13 protein-coding genes are annotated in these 16443 nt (G+C 60.5%); 7 read left to right on the plus strand and 6 right to left on the minus strand.

Annotated elements, in window-relative coordinates:
• The 4 genes from AC781_RS02720 to mscL all read right to left on the minus strand — a co-directional run.
• Window positions 1–2057, minus strand: a 2057-nt coding sequence (locus tag AC781_RS02720) for a molybdopterin-dependent oxidoreductase family protein (RefSeq protein WP_141675714.1), incomplete at its 3' end; no start/stop codon positions are given.
• Window positions 2054–2698: a cytochrome c3 family protein gene (locus AC781_RS02725; protein ID WP_067773109.1), complete on the minus strand. Its 645-nt coding sequence runs from the start codon at window positions 2696–2698 to the stop codon at window positions 2054–2056. The genes AC781_RS02725 and AC781_RS02720, both read right to left, overlap by 4 nt.
• Entirely contained in the window at window positions 2698–3975 is a 1278-nt protein-coding gene (locus AC781_RS02730) for a Gfo/Idh/MocA family protein (RefSeq protein ID WP_067773112.1), read from the minus strand. The genes AC781_RS02725 and AC781_RS02730 overlap by 1 nt, the downstream gene beginning before the upstream one ends.
• 167 nt (window positions 3976–4142) lie before the next feature.
• The gene (gene mscL, locus AC781_RS02735) at window positions 4143–4562 is read right to left on the minus strand and encodes a large-conductance mechanosensitive channel protein MscL (RefSeq protein ID WP_067773114.1); all 420 of its coding nucleotides are present in this window, start codon (window positions 4560–4562) and stop codon (window positions 4143–4145) included.
• 167 nt (window positions 4563–4729) lie between these two features.
• Between mscL and gad the strand changes: the two genes are divergently transcribed.
• The 5 genes from gad to AC781_RS02760 all read left to right on the plus strand — a co-directional run bounded on the left by gad (window position 4730) and on the right by AC781_RS02760 (window position 11374).
• Complete coding sequence (gene gad / locus AC781_RS02740; RefSeq protein ID WP_083076460.1) at window positions 4730–6295, plus strand: glutamate decarboxylase; 1566 nt, start codon at window positions 4730–4732, stop codon at window positions 6293–6295.
• A gap of 188 nt (window positions 6296–6483) precedes the next feature.
• Window positions 6484–7701, plus strand: a complete 1218-nt coding sequence (gene lepB / locus AC781_RS13625) for a signal peptidase I (RefSeq protein ID WP_071133451.1) — start codon at window positions 6484–6486, stop codon at window positions 7699–7701.
• Window positions 7702–7713: 12 nt separating this feature from the next.
• Window positions 7714–8673: a phytoene/squalene synthase family protein gene (locus tag AC781_RS02750; protein ID WP_067773120.1), complete on the plus strand. Its 960-nt coding sequence runs from the start codon at window positions 7714–7716 to the stop codon at window positions 8671–8673.
• A gap of 176 nt (window positions 8674–8849) precedes the next feature.
• The gene (locus AC781_RS02755) at window positions 8850–10685 is read left to right on the plus strand and encodes a phosphoenolpyruvate carboxykinase (GTP) (protein WP_067773123.1); all 1836 of its coding nucleotides are present in this window, start codon (window positions 8850–8852) and stop codon (window positions 10683–10685) included.
• Window positions 10686–10873: 188 nt separating this feature from the next.
• Window positions 10874–11374: a GNAT family N-acetyltransferase gene (locus AC781_RS02760; RefSeq protein ID WP_067773158.1), complete on the plus strand. Its 501-nt coding sequence runs from the start codon at window positions 10874–10876 to the stop codon at window positions 11372–11374.
• A 69-nt stretch (window positions 11375–11443) separates the two neighbouring features.
• On the opposite strand, the gene AC781_RS02765 is transcribed toward AC781_RS02760, so the two are convergent.
• Window positions 11444–13240, minus strand: coding sequence for a 4Fe-4S binding protein (locus AC781_RS02765; protein ID WP_067773126.1), 1797 nt, complete (start codon window positions 13238–13240; stop codon window positions 11444–11446).
• 15 nt (window positions 13241–13255) lie between these two features.
• Entirely contained in the window at window positions 13256–14194 is a 939-nt protein-coding gene (locus AC781_RS02770) for a DUF362 domain-containing protein (protein WP_067773129.1), read from the minus strand.
• Window positions 14195–14379: 185 nt separating this feature from the next.
• Here AC781_RS02770 and larC point away from each other — a divergent pair, with 185 nt between their 5' ends.
• The gene (larC, locus tag AC781_RS02775) at window positions 14380–15633 is read left to right on the plus strand and encodes a nickel pincer cofactor biosynthesis protein LarC (RefSeq protein ID WP_067773160.1); all 1254 of its coding nucleotides are present in this window, start codon (window positions 14380–14382) and stop codon (window positions 15631–15633) included.
• The gene (gene larE, locus AC781_RS02780) at window positions 15626–16441 is read left to right on the plus strand and encodes an ATP-dependent sacrificial sulfur transferase LarE (protein ID WP_172801811.1); all 816 of its coding nucleotides are present in this window, start codon (window positions 15626–15628) and stop codon (window positions 16439–16441) included. Before larC ends, larE begins: the two co-directional genes overlap by 8 nt.
• Window positions 16442–16443: the final 2 nt, after the last annotated feature.

Raw genomic sequence — 16443 nt, forward strand, 5'->3', positions numbered from 1 at the left:
GTTCCGGGCGGGGCGTCGAGGAGCTGAGGGGCGTGTTCGACGCTGCCTCGGAGGATGGTGGGCGGGTGGATGGCTTCGGTGCGCCGGGGCAGCGGGGAGAGGCGAAGGGAGGAGGCGAAGGCTTGCAGGCGGCTGCCGGGAAGGTCGATGTGCCGTGGCAGGATGACGGTGTTGTGCGGGATGCCGGGGTAGGGGAGGGCCGGGCAGGAGATGTGCGTTGTCCTGATGGCGGCGGTGAGGGTTTGAAGGCCTTCGGTTTTGCCGCCCAGAGAGGCGGCGAGTTCGGGGGAGAGGAGGGCGGCGTCTCCGCAGGCCATGCCGCTGACGGGGTCGGGCATTTCCTGCAGCCAGAGGTTGCGACGGTAGCGGCCGTCGTAGGCGCGGTAGCTCCATGGGCGGCGCAGGAGGGCGATGCCGGGTTTCAATGCACCGGGGGGGATGGCGTGGGCAGGCGGTTTGGGGATGGTGTGGATGGCCGGGTAGGCGGTGGCGGAGGTGTAGCCCTGGCGGAGGGTTTGCTGCCAGAGGGTTTCCTGTTCGTATGCGGGGATGCCGAGCAGGAGGTTGAAGGTTTTGCGGGTGCGGTGGTAGGCGGGGGAGAGGTTGTTGGGGGCGTTGCCTGCGGTGATGAGTTTGCCTTTGCTGCCGATGAGGCCGGAGAGGATTTCAAGTTCCGAGGCGGAGTCGTGCAGGGGGAGGATCATGGGCTGGCGCAGGCAGAGGCGGCCCGAGGGGTCGTATTCCATGCCCCATTCTTCGAGGTAGTGGGTGGCGGGGATGGTCCAGGTGCAGTGGGCGGAGAGTAGGTCGTTGTCGTAGTAGGCGAGGCGGATGCTTTCGATGGGGGTGTCGCGGAGGGCTGCATGGAGTTCCGGCAGGGTGTCGAAGGTGTCCTGCGGGGCGAGGATGAAGAGGGTTTCGATGGTTTTTTGCCGGAGGTCGAGGAGGAGGTCGCCGTACGGGATGGGGTTTTCCGGTTTGCGATGGAAGGTGAGGGTGCTTTCGGTGGCCTGCAGGATGACGTTGAGGGTGAGGACGACGCGGTGGAGGGATGCCGGAGCTTCGGGGGCAAGGAGGATGAGGGATTCTCCGCTGTGGCGGTGGAGGTCTTCCATGCAGGCGTGCGCCCAGCGGTGGAGCGGGGTGCCGTGAAGCGGTTCGCTGCCGTACGGTGCGAGGTCGGGGTGGCCGGTAAGTTGGTGCAGCGAGGCGGCGAGGGCGTGGATGAGGGTTGCCGTTTCGTCCGGGTGGAGCGGGTAGCGGTTGTCCGCGATGCCGCCTGTGATGGTGTAGTCGGTTTCTGCGGCGTAGAGTTTGGTGAGTTTGGCGTATTGGCCTTGAGGGTGGGCATAGTGTTCTCCTTCGGGTGTTTTGCCGAGGGAGAAGGCACGGTTGGGGCCGATGGGGAAGAGGCCGAGGAAGTCGCGCCCGATGGTGAGGATGCGGCTGGCTTGGTCGAGGTGGCAGGTTTGGACGGTGCCGGGGGCGATGGATGCGGCGAGTGCCTGTTCTTCATGGCTGGCGAGGGGTTCCCATGCGTAGAAGCGGGCGTTCGGGTTTTTTTGCCGTATTTCGCGGATGAGGGCTTCGCGGACGGGAGATTGCGCCTGATGGAAGAGGAAGCCGATGCGGCCGTTTTCCCGGACGTTGCGCGACCAGGCGGCGAAGGCTCCTTCGAATTCGGCAGGGTCCGCCGGGCGGCCGTGGAAGGTGGGTGCGGTAGCGCGTTGCGGGCTGTAGAGGTCGAGGATGGTTGCCTGGGTGATGGCATCAAGGCCGGAGTGGTCGGGGTATTCAGGGTTGGGATGGAGGCGGGTGGGTCTGCCTTCCTGGCAGACGGCGAGGAGGGGGACGGCTCCCTGCGCATGGGGCATGCAAGTGGCGTAGGAGATGTCCGCCCCGGGGATGTTCCATTCCGGCCCCGTCCGGTAGGGGACGATGTATTCTTCGACCCGGCGGCAGGCAGGCAGGAGGGCCGCCGTGAGGAGGCCCGCCAGTTTGAGGAAGTCGCGGCGGGTGGCGCCGTTTTCCCCGTGCTGTGGTTGGTCTTTGCTCAATGGTGGCAGGTGTTGCAGTTGGTGCCGGGGTCTATTTGCCACTGTTCGATGAGGCGGTCCGAGAGTTCGGGATCGTCCTGATATGCCGGGTTGGAGATTTCTTCGAGGGGGCGTATGCCGTATGGGCTGCGGTGGCAGCTGAGGCACCAGCCCATGCTCATGTCGGGGATGGCTGTGGTGCGCTCCTGTGTGTCGATGCCTTCATGGCAGGTGGTGCATCCGACTCCCCGGTTGACGTGGGCGGAGTGGTCGAATTGGACATGGGCGGCGAGTTTGTTGACTTTGTTCCAGCGGAAGGGTTCTCCGGTGTAGTTGGGAGAGTCCGGGTTGGCGGAGGCATGCAGGCGGGCGAGTTTGGGGCTGTCCGGCAGGATGTGCTTGTGGCAGGCAAGGCAGGATTGGGAGTCCGGCACTCCGGCTTTGGCGGAGTGGAGGGCGGAGCTGTGGCAGGCGATGCAGTTCATGCCCGCCTTCTGCATGTGGATGGCGTGGGAGAAGGGGATGGGCTGTTCGGGAGCGTAGAGTTTGGGACCCCACAGGTGGTAGGCGGTGATGGCTCCTGCGACGGCGAGGACGAAGCCGACGGAGAGGGCAATCCAGAGCGGGAGCCTGTTGGCGGATGGAGAGAAGAGTTGAGGCATCAGTAGCGGCCCGGCACGGGGATTTTTGCAGGTGGCAGTTTGCTGTCCATGCCGAGTTTTTCCGGCATGAGGCGGGTGGTGTTTTTCTTGAGGTCTTCGAGGAGGATGCGCTGGCCGGTGTGGGCGGCTTCCCGGCCGAGGATGGCGACGAGGGTTTTGTTGGCGGCGTCTTCGAGGGTTTGTTTCCAGTTGCCTTCACGGATGTGGCGCATGAGTTCGATGTGGGTTTGCGCGTACATGTTGGTGGGTTCGCCGCGGTAGCGCCAGCGGCGTTCGGACTGGATGTGGGGGCGGTAGGGTGTGTGGAGTGTGCCTTTTTCGCAGATGGTGCGGTCGGCGATTTCTCCGTGGCAGCCGTTCCATTGGCGGCAGGAGATGTGGGCTTCCCGTCCGTCGGCGTATTCGAAGTAGATGTCGTAGTGGTCCCAGACGTCGCCGTCGTCCTTGCGCTGGGCACGGCCACCGGTGCCTTTGGCGGCGATGGGGAGTTCTTCGCCGAAGGACCAGAGCATGCCGTCCACGGAGTGGCAGATTTGTTCGACGAATTGGCCGCCCGAGAGCCAGTTCCATGCCGTCCAGTTGCGGAGAGCCCATGAGAGGTCGCTTTCTCCGGCAGGGCGGGAGTTGAGCGCGAGGGGGGATTTCGGCGGGGTGGTGTAGTATTTGGCGTCGAAGGAGAGTACTTTGCCGAGTGCGCCTGCGGAGAGTTGTTCGTGGGCGGCGATGTTGGCGGCGTCGTAACGCCAGCAGAAGCCGTCGAGGATGACGAGTTGTTTGCTTTTGGCGATGCGGGAGGTGTTGAGGACGGAGAGGATGCCGGGGATGTCGACGGCGACGGGTTTTTCGACGTAGAGGTGTTTGTTTGCCTTGACGGCGGCGGCCAGCATTTCCGGACGGAAGGCGGGGGGCGTGGCGAGGATGACGAGGTCGACGTCGGTTTCCAGCAGTTTTTTGTAGGCGTCGAGTCCGGCGAAGCGGCGTTCTGCGGGAGCCTGGAAGCGATCGCCGAATTGCTGGGTGAGCAGTTGTTCGGCAGCGGTGAGGCGTTCGTCGAAGACGTCGGCCAGGGCCCAGACGACGGTGTCGGGGTCGGCATGGAGGGCATCGGCTGCCGCTCCGAGTCCGCGGCCTCCGCAGCCGACGACGCCTATTTTGAGGATGCGTTGGCTGTTCTGCGGTTCGGCTGCCTGTTGAAGGAGGGGAGCCATGGCGAGGAGTCCCGCGGCTCCGGCTACGGTTTTCAGGAAATGCCGTCGATGGATGGAGGGCGATCTCATGTGCCTGAGTACTTTAGCATGTCCCGGTTCGCTTTTCCAGTCCGAAAGGCGACTGTATGAGTTTTGCAGAGAGCAAATGCACAAAGCTTTCCCGAGATGGGAAATCTTCGCGTTCCATATGCCCGACTTGGCGCCGGGTGGCTGGAAAGAGGTGGAGTAGGCTCAGGTCAGTCTTTTTTGAGCAGGTCCCGGATTTCGCGGAGGAGGACGGTGTCTTCCGGTGTGGCGGGCGGCGGAGCGTCGGCGGGTTTTTCCTGTTCTTGCGCGCGGAAGCGGGAGAGGGCTTTGATGGCGAAGAAGATGCTGAGGGCGATGATCAGGAAGTCGATGATGCTCTGCAGGAAGTTGCCGTAGGAGAGGGAGACTCCGGTGCCGCCGAGGGCAAGCTTTTCTTGGGTGAGGTTGATGCCACCCGTGAGGTAGCCGACGCAGGGCATGATGATGTCGTTGACGAGGGAGGTGACGATTTTGCCGAAGGCTCCTCCGATGACGACGGCAACGGCGAGGTCGACGACGTTGCCTTTGAGAGCAAAGGCCTTGAATTCATCGATCCACTTGGGTTTGGCGAGGGTGGGTTTGTTTTTCATCGCATGTATTATAAGGCGATGCCGTGCGTATGGCAAGTGCCGGATGAATGCCCGGGGGATAATTGTTATTTATTTTTATAACAGTTATGCCTAACCGATTGAGCATTTTTCGTTTTGCAGGCGTCGCACTCTTCAAAGGCCATGATTGGCCTAACCAGTATAAAACCATGAAATCAACGAATCTTTCAGATGATCATGCGCAATCCTGCCACTGCTCCGGCGGTGCAGACGATTGCAAGGAGCCTGCATGCGATGCGACGAAACACGATTGCGGTTGCGGAGATCCTGCCTGCGATTGCGGTTCCGATTGCGATTGCAAGGAGCAGGAGTCAGGCTGCGGTTGCGGCTGCCATTCCGCAGTGCCCGCTTCTGCGAGTATTTTCGGTTCACCCGAGGCGGCTAGCGTGCTGCCGACTTCCGAGATGCCGAAGTATGCGATGCGTGCCGAGGATGCCTATCAATTGATTCACGACGAGTTGCTGCTCGACGGTAATGCCCGCCAGAATCTTGCGACGTTCTGCCAGACGTGGGATGAGAAGCAGGTGCGCATGCTGATGGATTTGAGCATCAATAAGAATATGATCGATAAGGACGAGTATCCGCAGACTGCCGCTATCGAGATGCGCTGCGTGAATATCTTGGCCGATTTGTGGAATTCTTCGAAGGATGAGAAGCCGATCGGGTGTTCGACGATCGGTTCCAGTGAAGCTTGCATGCTCGGTGGCCTGGCGGCTCTGTGGCGTTGGCGCGCCAAGCGGAAGGCTGCGGGCAAACCCTGCGATAAGCCGAATCTTGTTTGCGGCCCCGTTCAGATTTGCTGGCACAAGTTCTGCCGCTACTGGGATGTGGAGATGCGCGAGGTGCCGATGGAGCAGGGCAAGTTCAAGATGAATGTGGATACGATGCTGAAGTATGTGGATGAGAATACGATTTGCGTGGTTCCTACATTCGGCGTGACTTATACGGGGCAGTACGAGTTCCCCGGCCCGATTGCGGATGCCTTGGATAAGCTGGCGGCTTCCGGCGGTCCGGATGTGGATATTCACGTGGACGCCGCTTCCGGCGGGTTCCTTTCGCCGTTCATGGCACCGGAGATTCCGTTCGATTTCCGCCTGCCCCGTGTGAAGTCCATCAGCGCTTCCGGCCACAAGTACGGTCTGGCTCCCCTTGGAGCGGGCTGGGTGGTTTGGCGCGACGAGTCGCAGCTGCCGAAGGATTTGACGTTTGCCGTGAATTATCTCGGTGGCAGCATCCCGACGTTTGCGATCAATTTCTCGCGCCCGGCCGGGCAGATTATTTGCCAGTATTACGATTTCATTCGATTGGGCAGGGAAGGCTATACGGCCATTCAGAAGGCTTCGTATTCCGTAGCAGGTTATCTGAAGGAGCAGATTGCGCAGATGGGGCCGTACGAGTTCATCGCGGAAGGCAATCCCGAGAAGGATATTCCCGCCGTGTGTTTCTACATCAAGCCCGGCAATGACCATCTCGGCTATAATCTGTTCGAGTTGTCCGATCGCCTGAGGGAGCGCGGCTGGCAGGTGCCTGCGTTCACCCTGCCTCCCGATTGCCAGGAGACTGTGGTGATGCGCGTGATGGTTCGGCAGGGCTTCACGAAGGATATGGCCGATCTGCTGGTCGAAGATATGAAGCGCGGGATCGCCTTCCTGTGCGCCCATGCTCCGGCATCCCACTTGTCGGAGGCCGATGCCATGAGCTTCAAGCATACCTGATTTGTGTCCCGGCCGTTTCCGGCCGGTTGCACAGGCACCGCCGCCGGTTCTTCGGAGCCGGCGGTTTTGCGTCTCCGTGTCGGAACGGAAGGCCGCATGGCGTGTCCTTTTTTCGACCCGGACACTTATTTTGCTTTCCTATTGTGCCGGGAGACGGCATGATGGTTGAGCGCATTACCCGTTCCATCATGTCTTTTCTGAAAGCTTTCTGTTTTTATTTGCTCGATACCTGTTTCGCATGGTTTACTCCGAAATGGCGGCGTGAAGCCCGTTTGACGGGAAAGGCCGTCCGGAAGTATGTGAATTACAATTCGGACAGGATGGATCCTGCCAAGATCGCCGAGCTGGACGATTTGCTGGCTTCGTTGAAGGCGGCGTTGCTGGCATGGAACAGGGAGGAGAGTGTCCGGATCGGTAATTTGCTGCGGGCTCAGGCGGAGGGGCTTCCCGGCGCGCGGCGCGCGGGCTGGGTGGAGTGCGTGGAGTCAATTTTCGTGATTCTTCTCGTGTTTCTGGGTATCCGGACGTATTTCGTGCAGCCGTTCCGTATTCCGACGGGTTCCATGCAGCCGTCTTTGAACGGTATTTGCGTGCATCCGGTGGACGAGGTGCCGTCTCTTCCGGTGCGTATGGCGCATGCGGTGGCCTATGGTTCTTCCTATGTGGATGAGAAGGCCGATTCTCCGAAGACGATTACGGGTTACGATCAGCAGACGAAGTATTTGCTGTTTACCGAGACGGTGGTGACGTTCGACGACCGTTCGACGATTACGGTGCCTTCTGCGATGGGGGCCGTGCGCGATTATTTCCAGACGCGTTTCCAGACGGAGACTCCCCATTTCGAAGCCGGAGATACGATTATTCGCGCCCGTGTGGATGCGGGGGATCTGGTGCTGGTGAACCGCATGGCATACCATTTCCGCAAGCCGGAGCGTGGTGAGACGTTCGTGTTCGATACCCGTGGCATCAAGGGGATCGCAGAGCACAGCGGCGACCAGGCGAACGGTTCGCATTATATCAAGCGCCTGTGCGGCGTGCCGGGCGATTCGCTGACGATTGATTCTCCTCGCTTGCTGGTGAACGGCAAGGTGGCCGACGAATGGACGATTCGCCGGGTGATGGATCGGGTAGCTCCCTACAATTCCCACGGTTACGAGCCGTGCCCTCCCGCGCATCCCGTGCCGCCTCTGTTCCGCGTGCCGCAGCAGTATCTGGCTGCAGGGCAGACGCTGACTCTCGCCAATCCCCCTTCCGATCCGAATATGCGGGAGTATGCCGCGCTGGGGGATAATACGGTGAATTCGCTCGACTCCCGCTATTGGGGGCCGGTGCGCCAGTACAATCTTGTCGGTCCCGCGATGTTTTCTCTTTGGCCGTTTACCTGGCATTGGGGCGTGATCCATTAACTTGACAGCCTCATGTCCGAATCCGTCGATATTACACGCAGAGCCAAGTCGAATCTCGCCTTCGCTTTGCTTGACATGCCCGAAGAGAAGAAGCGCTCCATGGAGCAGTTCTATGCGTTTTGTCGCGTGATCGACGATATTGTGGACGAACCGGGCATGGAGCCGGACGAGCGGCATGCCGCGCTCGACCGGTGGGTGGAGGTCGTGCACCGTGCGGTCGTGCCGGCGGACGGTATTGAGCAGGAAGTGCATGAGCTGCTGGAGAAGTTGAATCCGGATATTGAGCCGATGCTGGAGCTGATCGAGGGGTGCCGGGGCGATATTGCTCCCGTGCAGCCGGAAACGCGTGCGGAGTTGTTGCAATATTCATATCGCGTGGCATCCTGCGTAGGTATTACGAGCGCATGCGTGATGGGGGCTTCTCCTGCAGCGCACGATTATGCGGTGGCTCTGGGCCATGCTCTGCAGTTCGTGAATATCATCCGCGATGTGGGCGAGGATTGCAGCAAGCACGGGCGGGTGTATTTGCCGGCCGACGATATGGAGCTTTTCGGCGTGAGCCTGGAGGATCTGGAGAAGGGGGTGTGCGATTACCGCCTGCAGACGCTGCTGGCCTACGAAGCCGTGCTGGCCAAGAGGTTTTTCGCCGAAGCGGATGATTTGTACTCCAAGCTTTCCACGGAAGACCGCTCCGCCCTGATTCCGGCGCAGGCGATGAGTCTGATTTACCATACGATTCTGGACAAGATGGAGGCGGACGAGTATCAGATTTTCGCCAAGAGGTACAGGGTGAACAGTGTGCGGAAGCTCTGGCTGATGCTGCGCGCCCGCCTCGGTACGGTGGAGATGCCGAGTATCAGTCTGCCGTCGATCTCGCTGAATTTGCCTTCGCTGGCCGATCTCGGTTTTGGCAAGGATAAGGAAAAGTCCGATGCGGGCGGTAAGAAGAATCCGCCCGGAGGAGCTGCATGACGCAGGCGAACTCCTGATTGAAGGCGATGGCTGCCGGAATATCGGCGGCCCATGGAAACCTTTTTCTGCCGTTCCCGCTGCCTCAATGACTTCCCGAGGATGCACCCCCGGATTCTACGGGAAATGAAAATTCTAAGCTTGCAAGCTGGTTGCTTCCATGTTATTCTGGGGGTACCATGAAATTAACTGGTACCACGCACGAAGTCGCTAAGAACTGGGTCGAGGAAATCGCCCAGCTTTGCCAACCCGAATCCATCTACTGGTGTGATGGCTCGGAAGAAGAAAACGCTGCTCTCTGTGACCTGATGGTCAAGAAGGGCACATTCATCAAACTGAACCCCGAAAAGCGCCCTGGTTGCTTCCTGGCCCGTTCCACGCCTTCCGACGTTGCCCGCGTCGAAGACCGTACCTTCATCTGCTCCGAAAAGGAAGAAGATGCCGGCCCGACCAACCACTGGGCAGATCCCGCCGAAATGAAGGCCAAGCTCAAGGGCTTCTTCAAAGGCTGCATGAAGGGCCGTACGATGTACGTCATCCCCTTCTGCATGGGTCCCCTCGATTCTCCCCTTGCCAAGATCGGTATTGAAATTTCCGACAGCCCCTACGTTGTCGTAAATATGCGCATCATGGCCAAGATGGGTGCAGCTGTTCTCAAGCGTCTCGAAGACGAAGTGAACGGCGGCGGCAATCCCAAGCGCGACGGCTACGGAACGTTCGTTCCCTGCCTCCACACGGTTGGCGCTCCCCTCGAACCCGGTCAGGTTGACGTGACCTGGCCCTGCAATGAAGAGAAGTACATCTGCCACTTCCCCGAAACGCAGGAAATCTGGTCCTTCGGTTCCGGTTACGGCGGCAACGCCCTGCTCGGCAAGAAGTGCCTTGCTCTCCGCATCGCTTCCTCCATCGCTCGCAAGAACAAGTGGATGGCCGAACACATGCTTCTTCTCGGCATCGAATCCCCCACGGGTGAAAAGGTGTACGTCGGCGGCGCATTCCCGTCCGCCTGCGGCAAGACCAACCTCGCCATGCTCGTGCCCCCCGCTTCCTACCGCGAAGCCGGCTGGAAGACCTCCATCATCGGTGACGACATCGCCTGGATCTGGCCGCACGAAGACGGTACGTTCCACGCCATCAACCCCGAAAACGGCTACTTCGGCGTAGCTCCGGGCACGTCCTACAAGACGAACCCGATCGCCATGGACACCATCAAGGAAAACGTCATCTTCACGAACGTCGGCCTTACCGACGACGGCGACGTGTGGTGGGAAGGCATGGACGGCGCTCCGCCCGCTCACGCCATCGACTGGCAGGGCAATGACTGGACCCCCGACTGCGGTAACAAGTGCGCTCATCCGAACGCCCGTTTCACCGCTCCGGCCGCCCAGTGCCCGACGATCGACCCCGAATGGCAGAATCCGGAAGGTGTTTCCCTTTCCGCCATCCTCTTCGGCGGCCGCCGCGCCACCACGATGCCGCTCGTCTTCCAGAGCCGCGATTGGAACCACGGTGTCTACGTCGGTGCGACGATGGGCTCCGAAATGACTGCCGCCGCTTTCGGCGCTATCGGTCAGGTTCGCCGCGACCCGATGGCCATGCTTCCCTTCATCGGCTACAATGTGGGCGATTACTGGCAGCACTGGCTCGACATGGGCAAGACGGTTGCCAATCCTCCGGTGATCTTCAACGTGAACTGGTTCCGCAAGGATCAGGACGGTAACTTCATCTGGCCGGGCTTTGGCGACAACATGCGCGTGCTCGACTGGATTCTCCGCCGCGTCAAGGGCAAGGTTGAAGGTGTGAAGACCGAACTCGGTGTTTCCCCGACGTATGCCGAACTCGACAAGACGGGTCTCGAATACAGCGAGAAGGAATTCGACACCAACATGGCTCTCAACAAGAGCGAATGGCAGGCTGAACTTACCAGCCAGACGGAACTCTTCGACAAGGTCGGCTCCAAGCTGCCGAAGGAACTCGAAGACCAGCGCCAGGCTCTCATCAAGAGCTTTGCCTAAACCGCTCCTGAACTGAATTGTTTATTCACCGCCGCCTTGCAAAAGGCGGCGGTTTTTTGTTGCCTGGCCGGATCGGCTTCATGCAGGGGCGAGGATCCGCGATGGCGGGTGCGGTGAAGGCCTTCGAGGCCGTGCTTTGCGGTGTGCCTGTTCTTGACGGATGTTCGAGGCTGTGTTATACCGCGTCGATGGACGATGTGCTGTTTGAAAGGATGGGAGAGGCTCACCGGGCTGCGGTGATGCAGCTTTTCAATATCTATGTGGAGAGTGGAACCGCCGCTTTTTCAGATTCTGCACTGCCGATGGATGCCTATGACCGGTTTTTGGAGGATGCGAAGTCGTATCCGTCGTTTGTTTTGATGGATCCGTTATCGGGTGCAGCGATCGGTTTTTGCATGTTGAGAGAGTGGCTGTCGTCGCCCACGTTTCGCCGTACGGCGTGTGTTACCTATTTTCTTGCGCCTGCGTATTTGTCCCGGGGCTTGGGAACTTTGTGTCTCGATCTTTTGATCCGGGAAGCGGAGGGTATGGGGATTTGCCATTTGATTGCCGAAGTGTCCGAGGAGAATGCTCGCAGCCTGCGGTTTCACGAGAAGCACGGTTTCCGCCGGGTGGCTTTGCTGGAGAATATCGGGTTCAAGCTGGGACGCGAGTTCGGTATCGTCCTGATGCAACGGGATATTTCCTGATGCGAGCCGGAAGAGGGATGCCGCCGCCCAAGGCGGGGATGCCGATGGATGTGCAGGAGGGAAGCCCGGTCAGAAGGGGAATTCTTCCGTGGATACGGGGTTTTCCGCTGGGGCTTCGATTTTCTGGACGGCTTCGAGCTGGACGAGGCGCGGTGTCATGGTCATGGCGCGGTCGGGGCGTACGGGGCAGGCATAGGTGCAGGCTCCGCATCCGATGCAGAGTTTGTTGTCCATTTGCGGGATGAGGAGTTTCTGGAGGCTGATGGCCTGCCGTTTGCGGCATGCGGTGGCGCATTTGCCGCAGGCGATGCATTTTTTGTTGTCGAGTACGGCGGTTTCGTTGCCGTCGGCATCGGTTTGGACGGAGAGTGCTTCCTGCGGGCAGATGCGGATGCATTTTCCGCAACCGTTGCATTTGTCCGGGTGAAGGATGGGGAAGGTTTCTTCGACGGTGAAGAGCGCCTTGGTGGGGCAATGTTCGGTGCAGGCGCCGCATTCGGTGCGGTTTTGCTGGACGACGCAGCGGTCGCGATGGAATTCGGCAAGGGCGATCTGGATTTTTTTCTTGTCGGGCAGGGGAAGTTTGGCGATGGCTCCTTCAGGGCAGACGGTGCCGCAGATGTTGCAGTCGAAGTTGCAGAAGCCTTTAGTGAAGTTCATGTAGGGTTTCATGAATCCCTTGAGGCCATGGGTGGTGTAGGAGGGCTGGAGGACGTGCGTGGGACAGGCGGTGATGCAGAGTCCGCATCCCGTGCAGCGGTCAAGGAAGAAGTCGAGGTTTTTGCTGCCGGGCGGCGTGGCGGCGTGGCCGGCATTGGTGCCTGTTTTGGCGGGGTCGAGGCTGGCTCCGGAGATGTCGTCCCTCTTGCAGGAGCTGAGCATGGCGGAGGCTCCGAGGATGGTGCTGCCGAGGAAGGCTCGCCGCGCCATATCGGGTGCGGCTGCGGGTTTGGCCTGCGGCTGGGCTGCGGGTTTGGCTGCCGGGGCGGTGCGGCGTTTGAAGGGGTTGGTGAAGCGCGGGCGGAGTCCGTGCGCATCGCAGGAGGTGACGCAGTTGTAGCAGTTGATGCAGCGGCCGGTGTCGATTTCGTGTGTTTTGAGGTCGATGCAGTGGGCTTTGCAGGCTTTGAGGCAGTTGCCGCATTTGACGCAGGAGGCGGAGTCGACGCTGAGGCGGAAGAGGGGGCGGCGGGAGATGAGGCCGAGCAGGGCTCCGACGGGGCAGAGGGTGTTGCAGTAGAGGCGGCCGCGCTGCCAGGCGAATGCGAGGGGGAGGAGGATGAAGGCGGCGATGGGGATGAGGAGGAGGCCGTAGCGCATCCAGTCCGGTGGCATGTGGGTGAGGGCAAGGGGGGCTGCCAGCGGGGTGTCGAGGAGGAGGTTGTTGACGTTTGCCGCGAGCGGGTTGACGTATCCGGCTGCGAAGCGTGCGGCGATGGTGTAGGGATCGAGCCAGGTGAGGAGGAGGGCGGAGCCTCCGGTCATGGCGGCTATGGTGGCAAGGAGGACGGCGTAGCGCACATACGGTACCGGTTGCGTGTAGCGGACGGTTTTGCCGGTTTGTTTTCTGCCGAGGAGTTTGTTGTAAAGTTTCCGGGCGCGGATGGCGATGTCCTGCAGGATGCCGAGGGGGCAGAGGAAGGAGCAGTATACGCGGCCGAAGAGCAGGGTGGCGGCGATCAGGCCGATGAGGGTAGCCAATGCCCAGGTTTTTCCGCTGACGGTTCCGAGCCAGGCGGGGACGAACTGGATGCTTTGCAGCCAGTTGGCCGTTTCGCCCGGTTCTTCGTTTTTCAGGTTGATGAAGGTGCAGAAGAAGAGGACGAGGACGGCGAGCGCCGCCAGTCTGCGGAAGGTGCTGAGCATGGCTGTGGAGGTCGGTTAGGCGAGGGAGATGCGCCGGATGCCTATTTTGGAGAGGTCGCTGGAGCCGATGCCCATGCCTGCAGCGAGGTCGATGTGGCGGACGTCTCCGTCCTTGTTGCCGAGGAGTTTGGAGGCGGCAGCATCGACGGCGACGATGTCGGTGCCGATGAGGAGTGCCTTGGTGTCGATGAGGTCGTTGGCGTCCTTGCCTTTGGGGCCGTTGCGGAGCATGGGGCTGTAGGCGTCGAGGATGTTGAGGTCGGGCTTGCGCAGGAGGACGCTGTCTGCGATGCACTGGTGCAGGTCGTTGTTGTGGAAGAAGGAGCGGTCCCAGACGAGGCCCATGGCGTTTTTCATGCAGGCGGTCATGCGTGCGCCGCTGTGGTGTTTGAGGACGGGTACGTTGATGTAAACGTCGGAGTCGAGGATGGCCTGATGGACTTTGGCCTTTTTGAGTTTGACGGCCTGCGGGTTGTCGTGGTCGCGGTACATGGATTCGTCGGCTCCGCTGATCATTTTTCCGCCGTTGCTTTCGACGGCTTCCTGAATGCCGCTGTTTTTATAGACGCGTTGCCAGGCGTCGCAGGCGTGGTCGAAGACGAGGACTTGGGAGGCTCCGGCATCCTTGCAGAGTTTGACGAGGCGTCCGACGATGTCCGGATGGGTGTTGGCGGCGAGTTCGGGCGTTTTGTCCCACGCACAGTTGGGTTTGATGACGACGCTTTGTCCGGCTTTGACGAAGGCTCCGATTCCGCCGAGGGCGGCGAGGCCTGCTTCAAGCATGGCGATGCGCGATCCGTTGCGAACGGCGACGAGGGAGGGAGTACCTCCGGCGGTTTCGTCCGGTTTGCCGGCGGTTTGCGCTGCCGCTGCGGGGAAGAGTCCGCTCAGGGTTTCCAGGGAGAAGGCAGCTCCGACGGCGAAGCCCATTTTCAAGAAGTCTCTGCGTTGCATGATGTGGGGGAAGGCGTTGTTCTGGCCTGTTTGGATTTTAACGGTTTGTTCGGGAAGACACAAGGTTTCTTTTCGTCTGTGCGCCGGTGTGCCGCGTTTTGCGGGAGGGGATGCGAGGCATGCCGGTGTGGCGGCTATTTTAATCTTGATGCGAGGAGGCTGTTTCTGGTATGGTTCCAGGCAGTATGCGTGTGCTGCATTATGATTGTTTTGCCGGGTTGAGCGGGGATATGAATCTCGGGGCGATGGTGGATTTGGGCGTTGATCCGCTCCGGCTGGAAGAGGAGCTTGGGAAGCTGGTGTTGCCGCACGGGAGTTTTTCGCTGAAGTCGGTTCGCAGCGGCCGTTCCGGTATTCATGGCGTGGAGGTTTCGGTGCATTGCCACGGAGATGATGCCCACCATGGCGATGATCACGGGCATGCACATCATCACCACCATCATCATGAACACCGTTCTTTTGCCGATGTTGCAAAATTGATTGCGGATTCTTCCCTGAGCGGGCGCGTGAAGCGCGATGCGACGGCGGTTTTCCGGAAGATTGCGGAGGCTGAGGCGCGGGTGCATGGCAGGAGCGTGGAGGAGGTGCATTTTCATGAGGTGGGAGCGGTGGATTCGATTGTTGATGTGGTGGGGGCGGCGATCTGCTGGGAGTTGCTGGCGGTGGATGCGGTTTCCTGTGGCCGGGTGGAGCTGGGCAGCGGCCATGTGCATTGTGCACATGGGGTGATGCCCGTTCCCGCTCCGGCGACGGCGATTCTGGCGGAGGGGTTCGAGGTGTCGATCGGCGGGACGGATCATGAGGCGACGACTCCGACGGGGATGGGACTGCTGGCGGCGATGGCCGGGCGGTGCGATGGCGTGCTGGCTGGGCGCGTGCTGGCGACGGGTATCGGTGTGGGCCACAGGCATTCTGAGCGTTTGCCGAATGTGGTGCGCGTGTCTTTGCTGGAGGCTGCGGATGCGGTTACGGAGGCTTGCAAGCGGACGGATGCACTTGAGGTGTCCGTGAATATCGACGATATGACGGCGGAGCATGTGGCGTATTTGGCGGAACGTCTGTTTGCCGCCGGGGCGGCGGATGTGTGGCAGGAGGCTATCGCGATGAAGAAGAGCCGTTTGGGGACGAAGGTGACGGCTTTGTGCCGCCCGGAGCTGGAGGCGGAGATGGTGCGCTGCATGCTGGTGCATTCTTCTTCGCTGGGGGTGCGCGTGGCCCGGCTGTCGAAGTACGAGAGCGGGAGGTCTCAGCAGGAGTGCGTGTTTGAAGGGATGCCGTACAGGCGCAAGTGCCGCGAGGGGGATGGAGAGATGCGGCGTTCCAAGGTGGAGTTCGACGATTTGAAGAAACTGGCGGAGGGCAAAGGTGTTTCATTGGAGATGATGCTTCGTTTGCTGGATGAATGCGGCTGCTGCGGAAAGGAGGAGGCACGTGATTGACGGTTGCGAGTCTGCCAAGAGGTTGGCCGTGTTTCTGCGGAATCGCGGGAAGCTGGCCGTCGCCTTGTCCGGCGGATCGGATAGCAGCGTGCTGCTGGCGTTTGCCGCGTATTGCCTGGGCAAGGAGCGATGCCTGGCGTTGACGGTGGATGCCCCCTATATGGTGGGGAAGGAGCTGGAGAGCGCACGGCGCGTTTGCGAGAGGCTTGGCGTGCGCCATGTGGTGTGCCGGACGGCGATTCCGGAGTTGATCAGGAATAATCCTCCGAAGCGGTGCTATTTTTGCAAGAGGTCGGTGTTTTCGATGTTGCAGCAGCGGGCTCTCGACGAAGGGTTCGAGTGGCTGGCGGACGGTACGAATGTGGATGATCTGGGGGATTTCAGGCCGGGGATGCAGGCGATCAAGGAGTTGGAAGTTTTGTCTCCTTTTCTGGAATGCGGTATCGGCAAGGATAGCATCAAGGCTCTCGGGTCGATGCTGGATGTGCCGATGGAGATCGTGCATGCCCCGGCAGGCGCCTGCCTGCTGACAAGGCTGGAACACGGGAAGAAGGTGATGGAAGAGATGCTGAGGCGGGTCGAAGCGGCGGAGGATTGCCTGCAGGTGATGGGCTTTCTCCAATGCCGCGTGCGTGTGCATGGCGATGCTCTGGCCCGTATCGAGCTTTCTCCCGACGATGTGCGCCGAGCGATGGAGGGATCGTGCCGGGAGAGGATTGTCGAGGCGTTCCGCAAGCTGGGGTTCCGCCACATTTCTCTCGATATGGGCGGCTATGAGCGGGGCAGCATGAATATGGAAGGAATTTGACG

Source organism: Neoakkermansia glycaniphila (assembly GCF_001683795.1).
In the GTDB taxonomy this organism is placed as follows: Bacteria; Verrucomicrobiota; Verrucomicrobiia; order Verrucomicrobiales; family Akkermansiaceae; genus Akkermansia; species Akkermansia glycaniphila.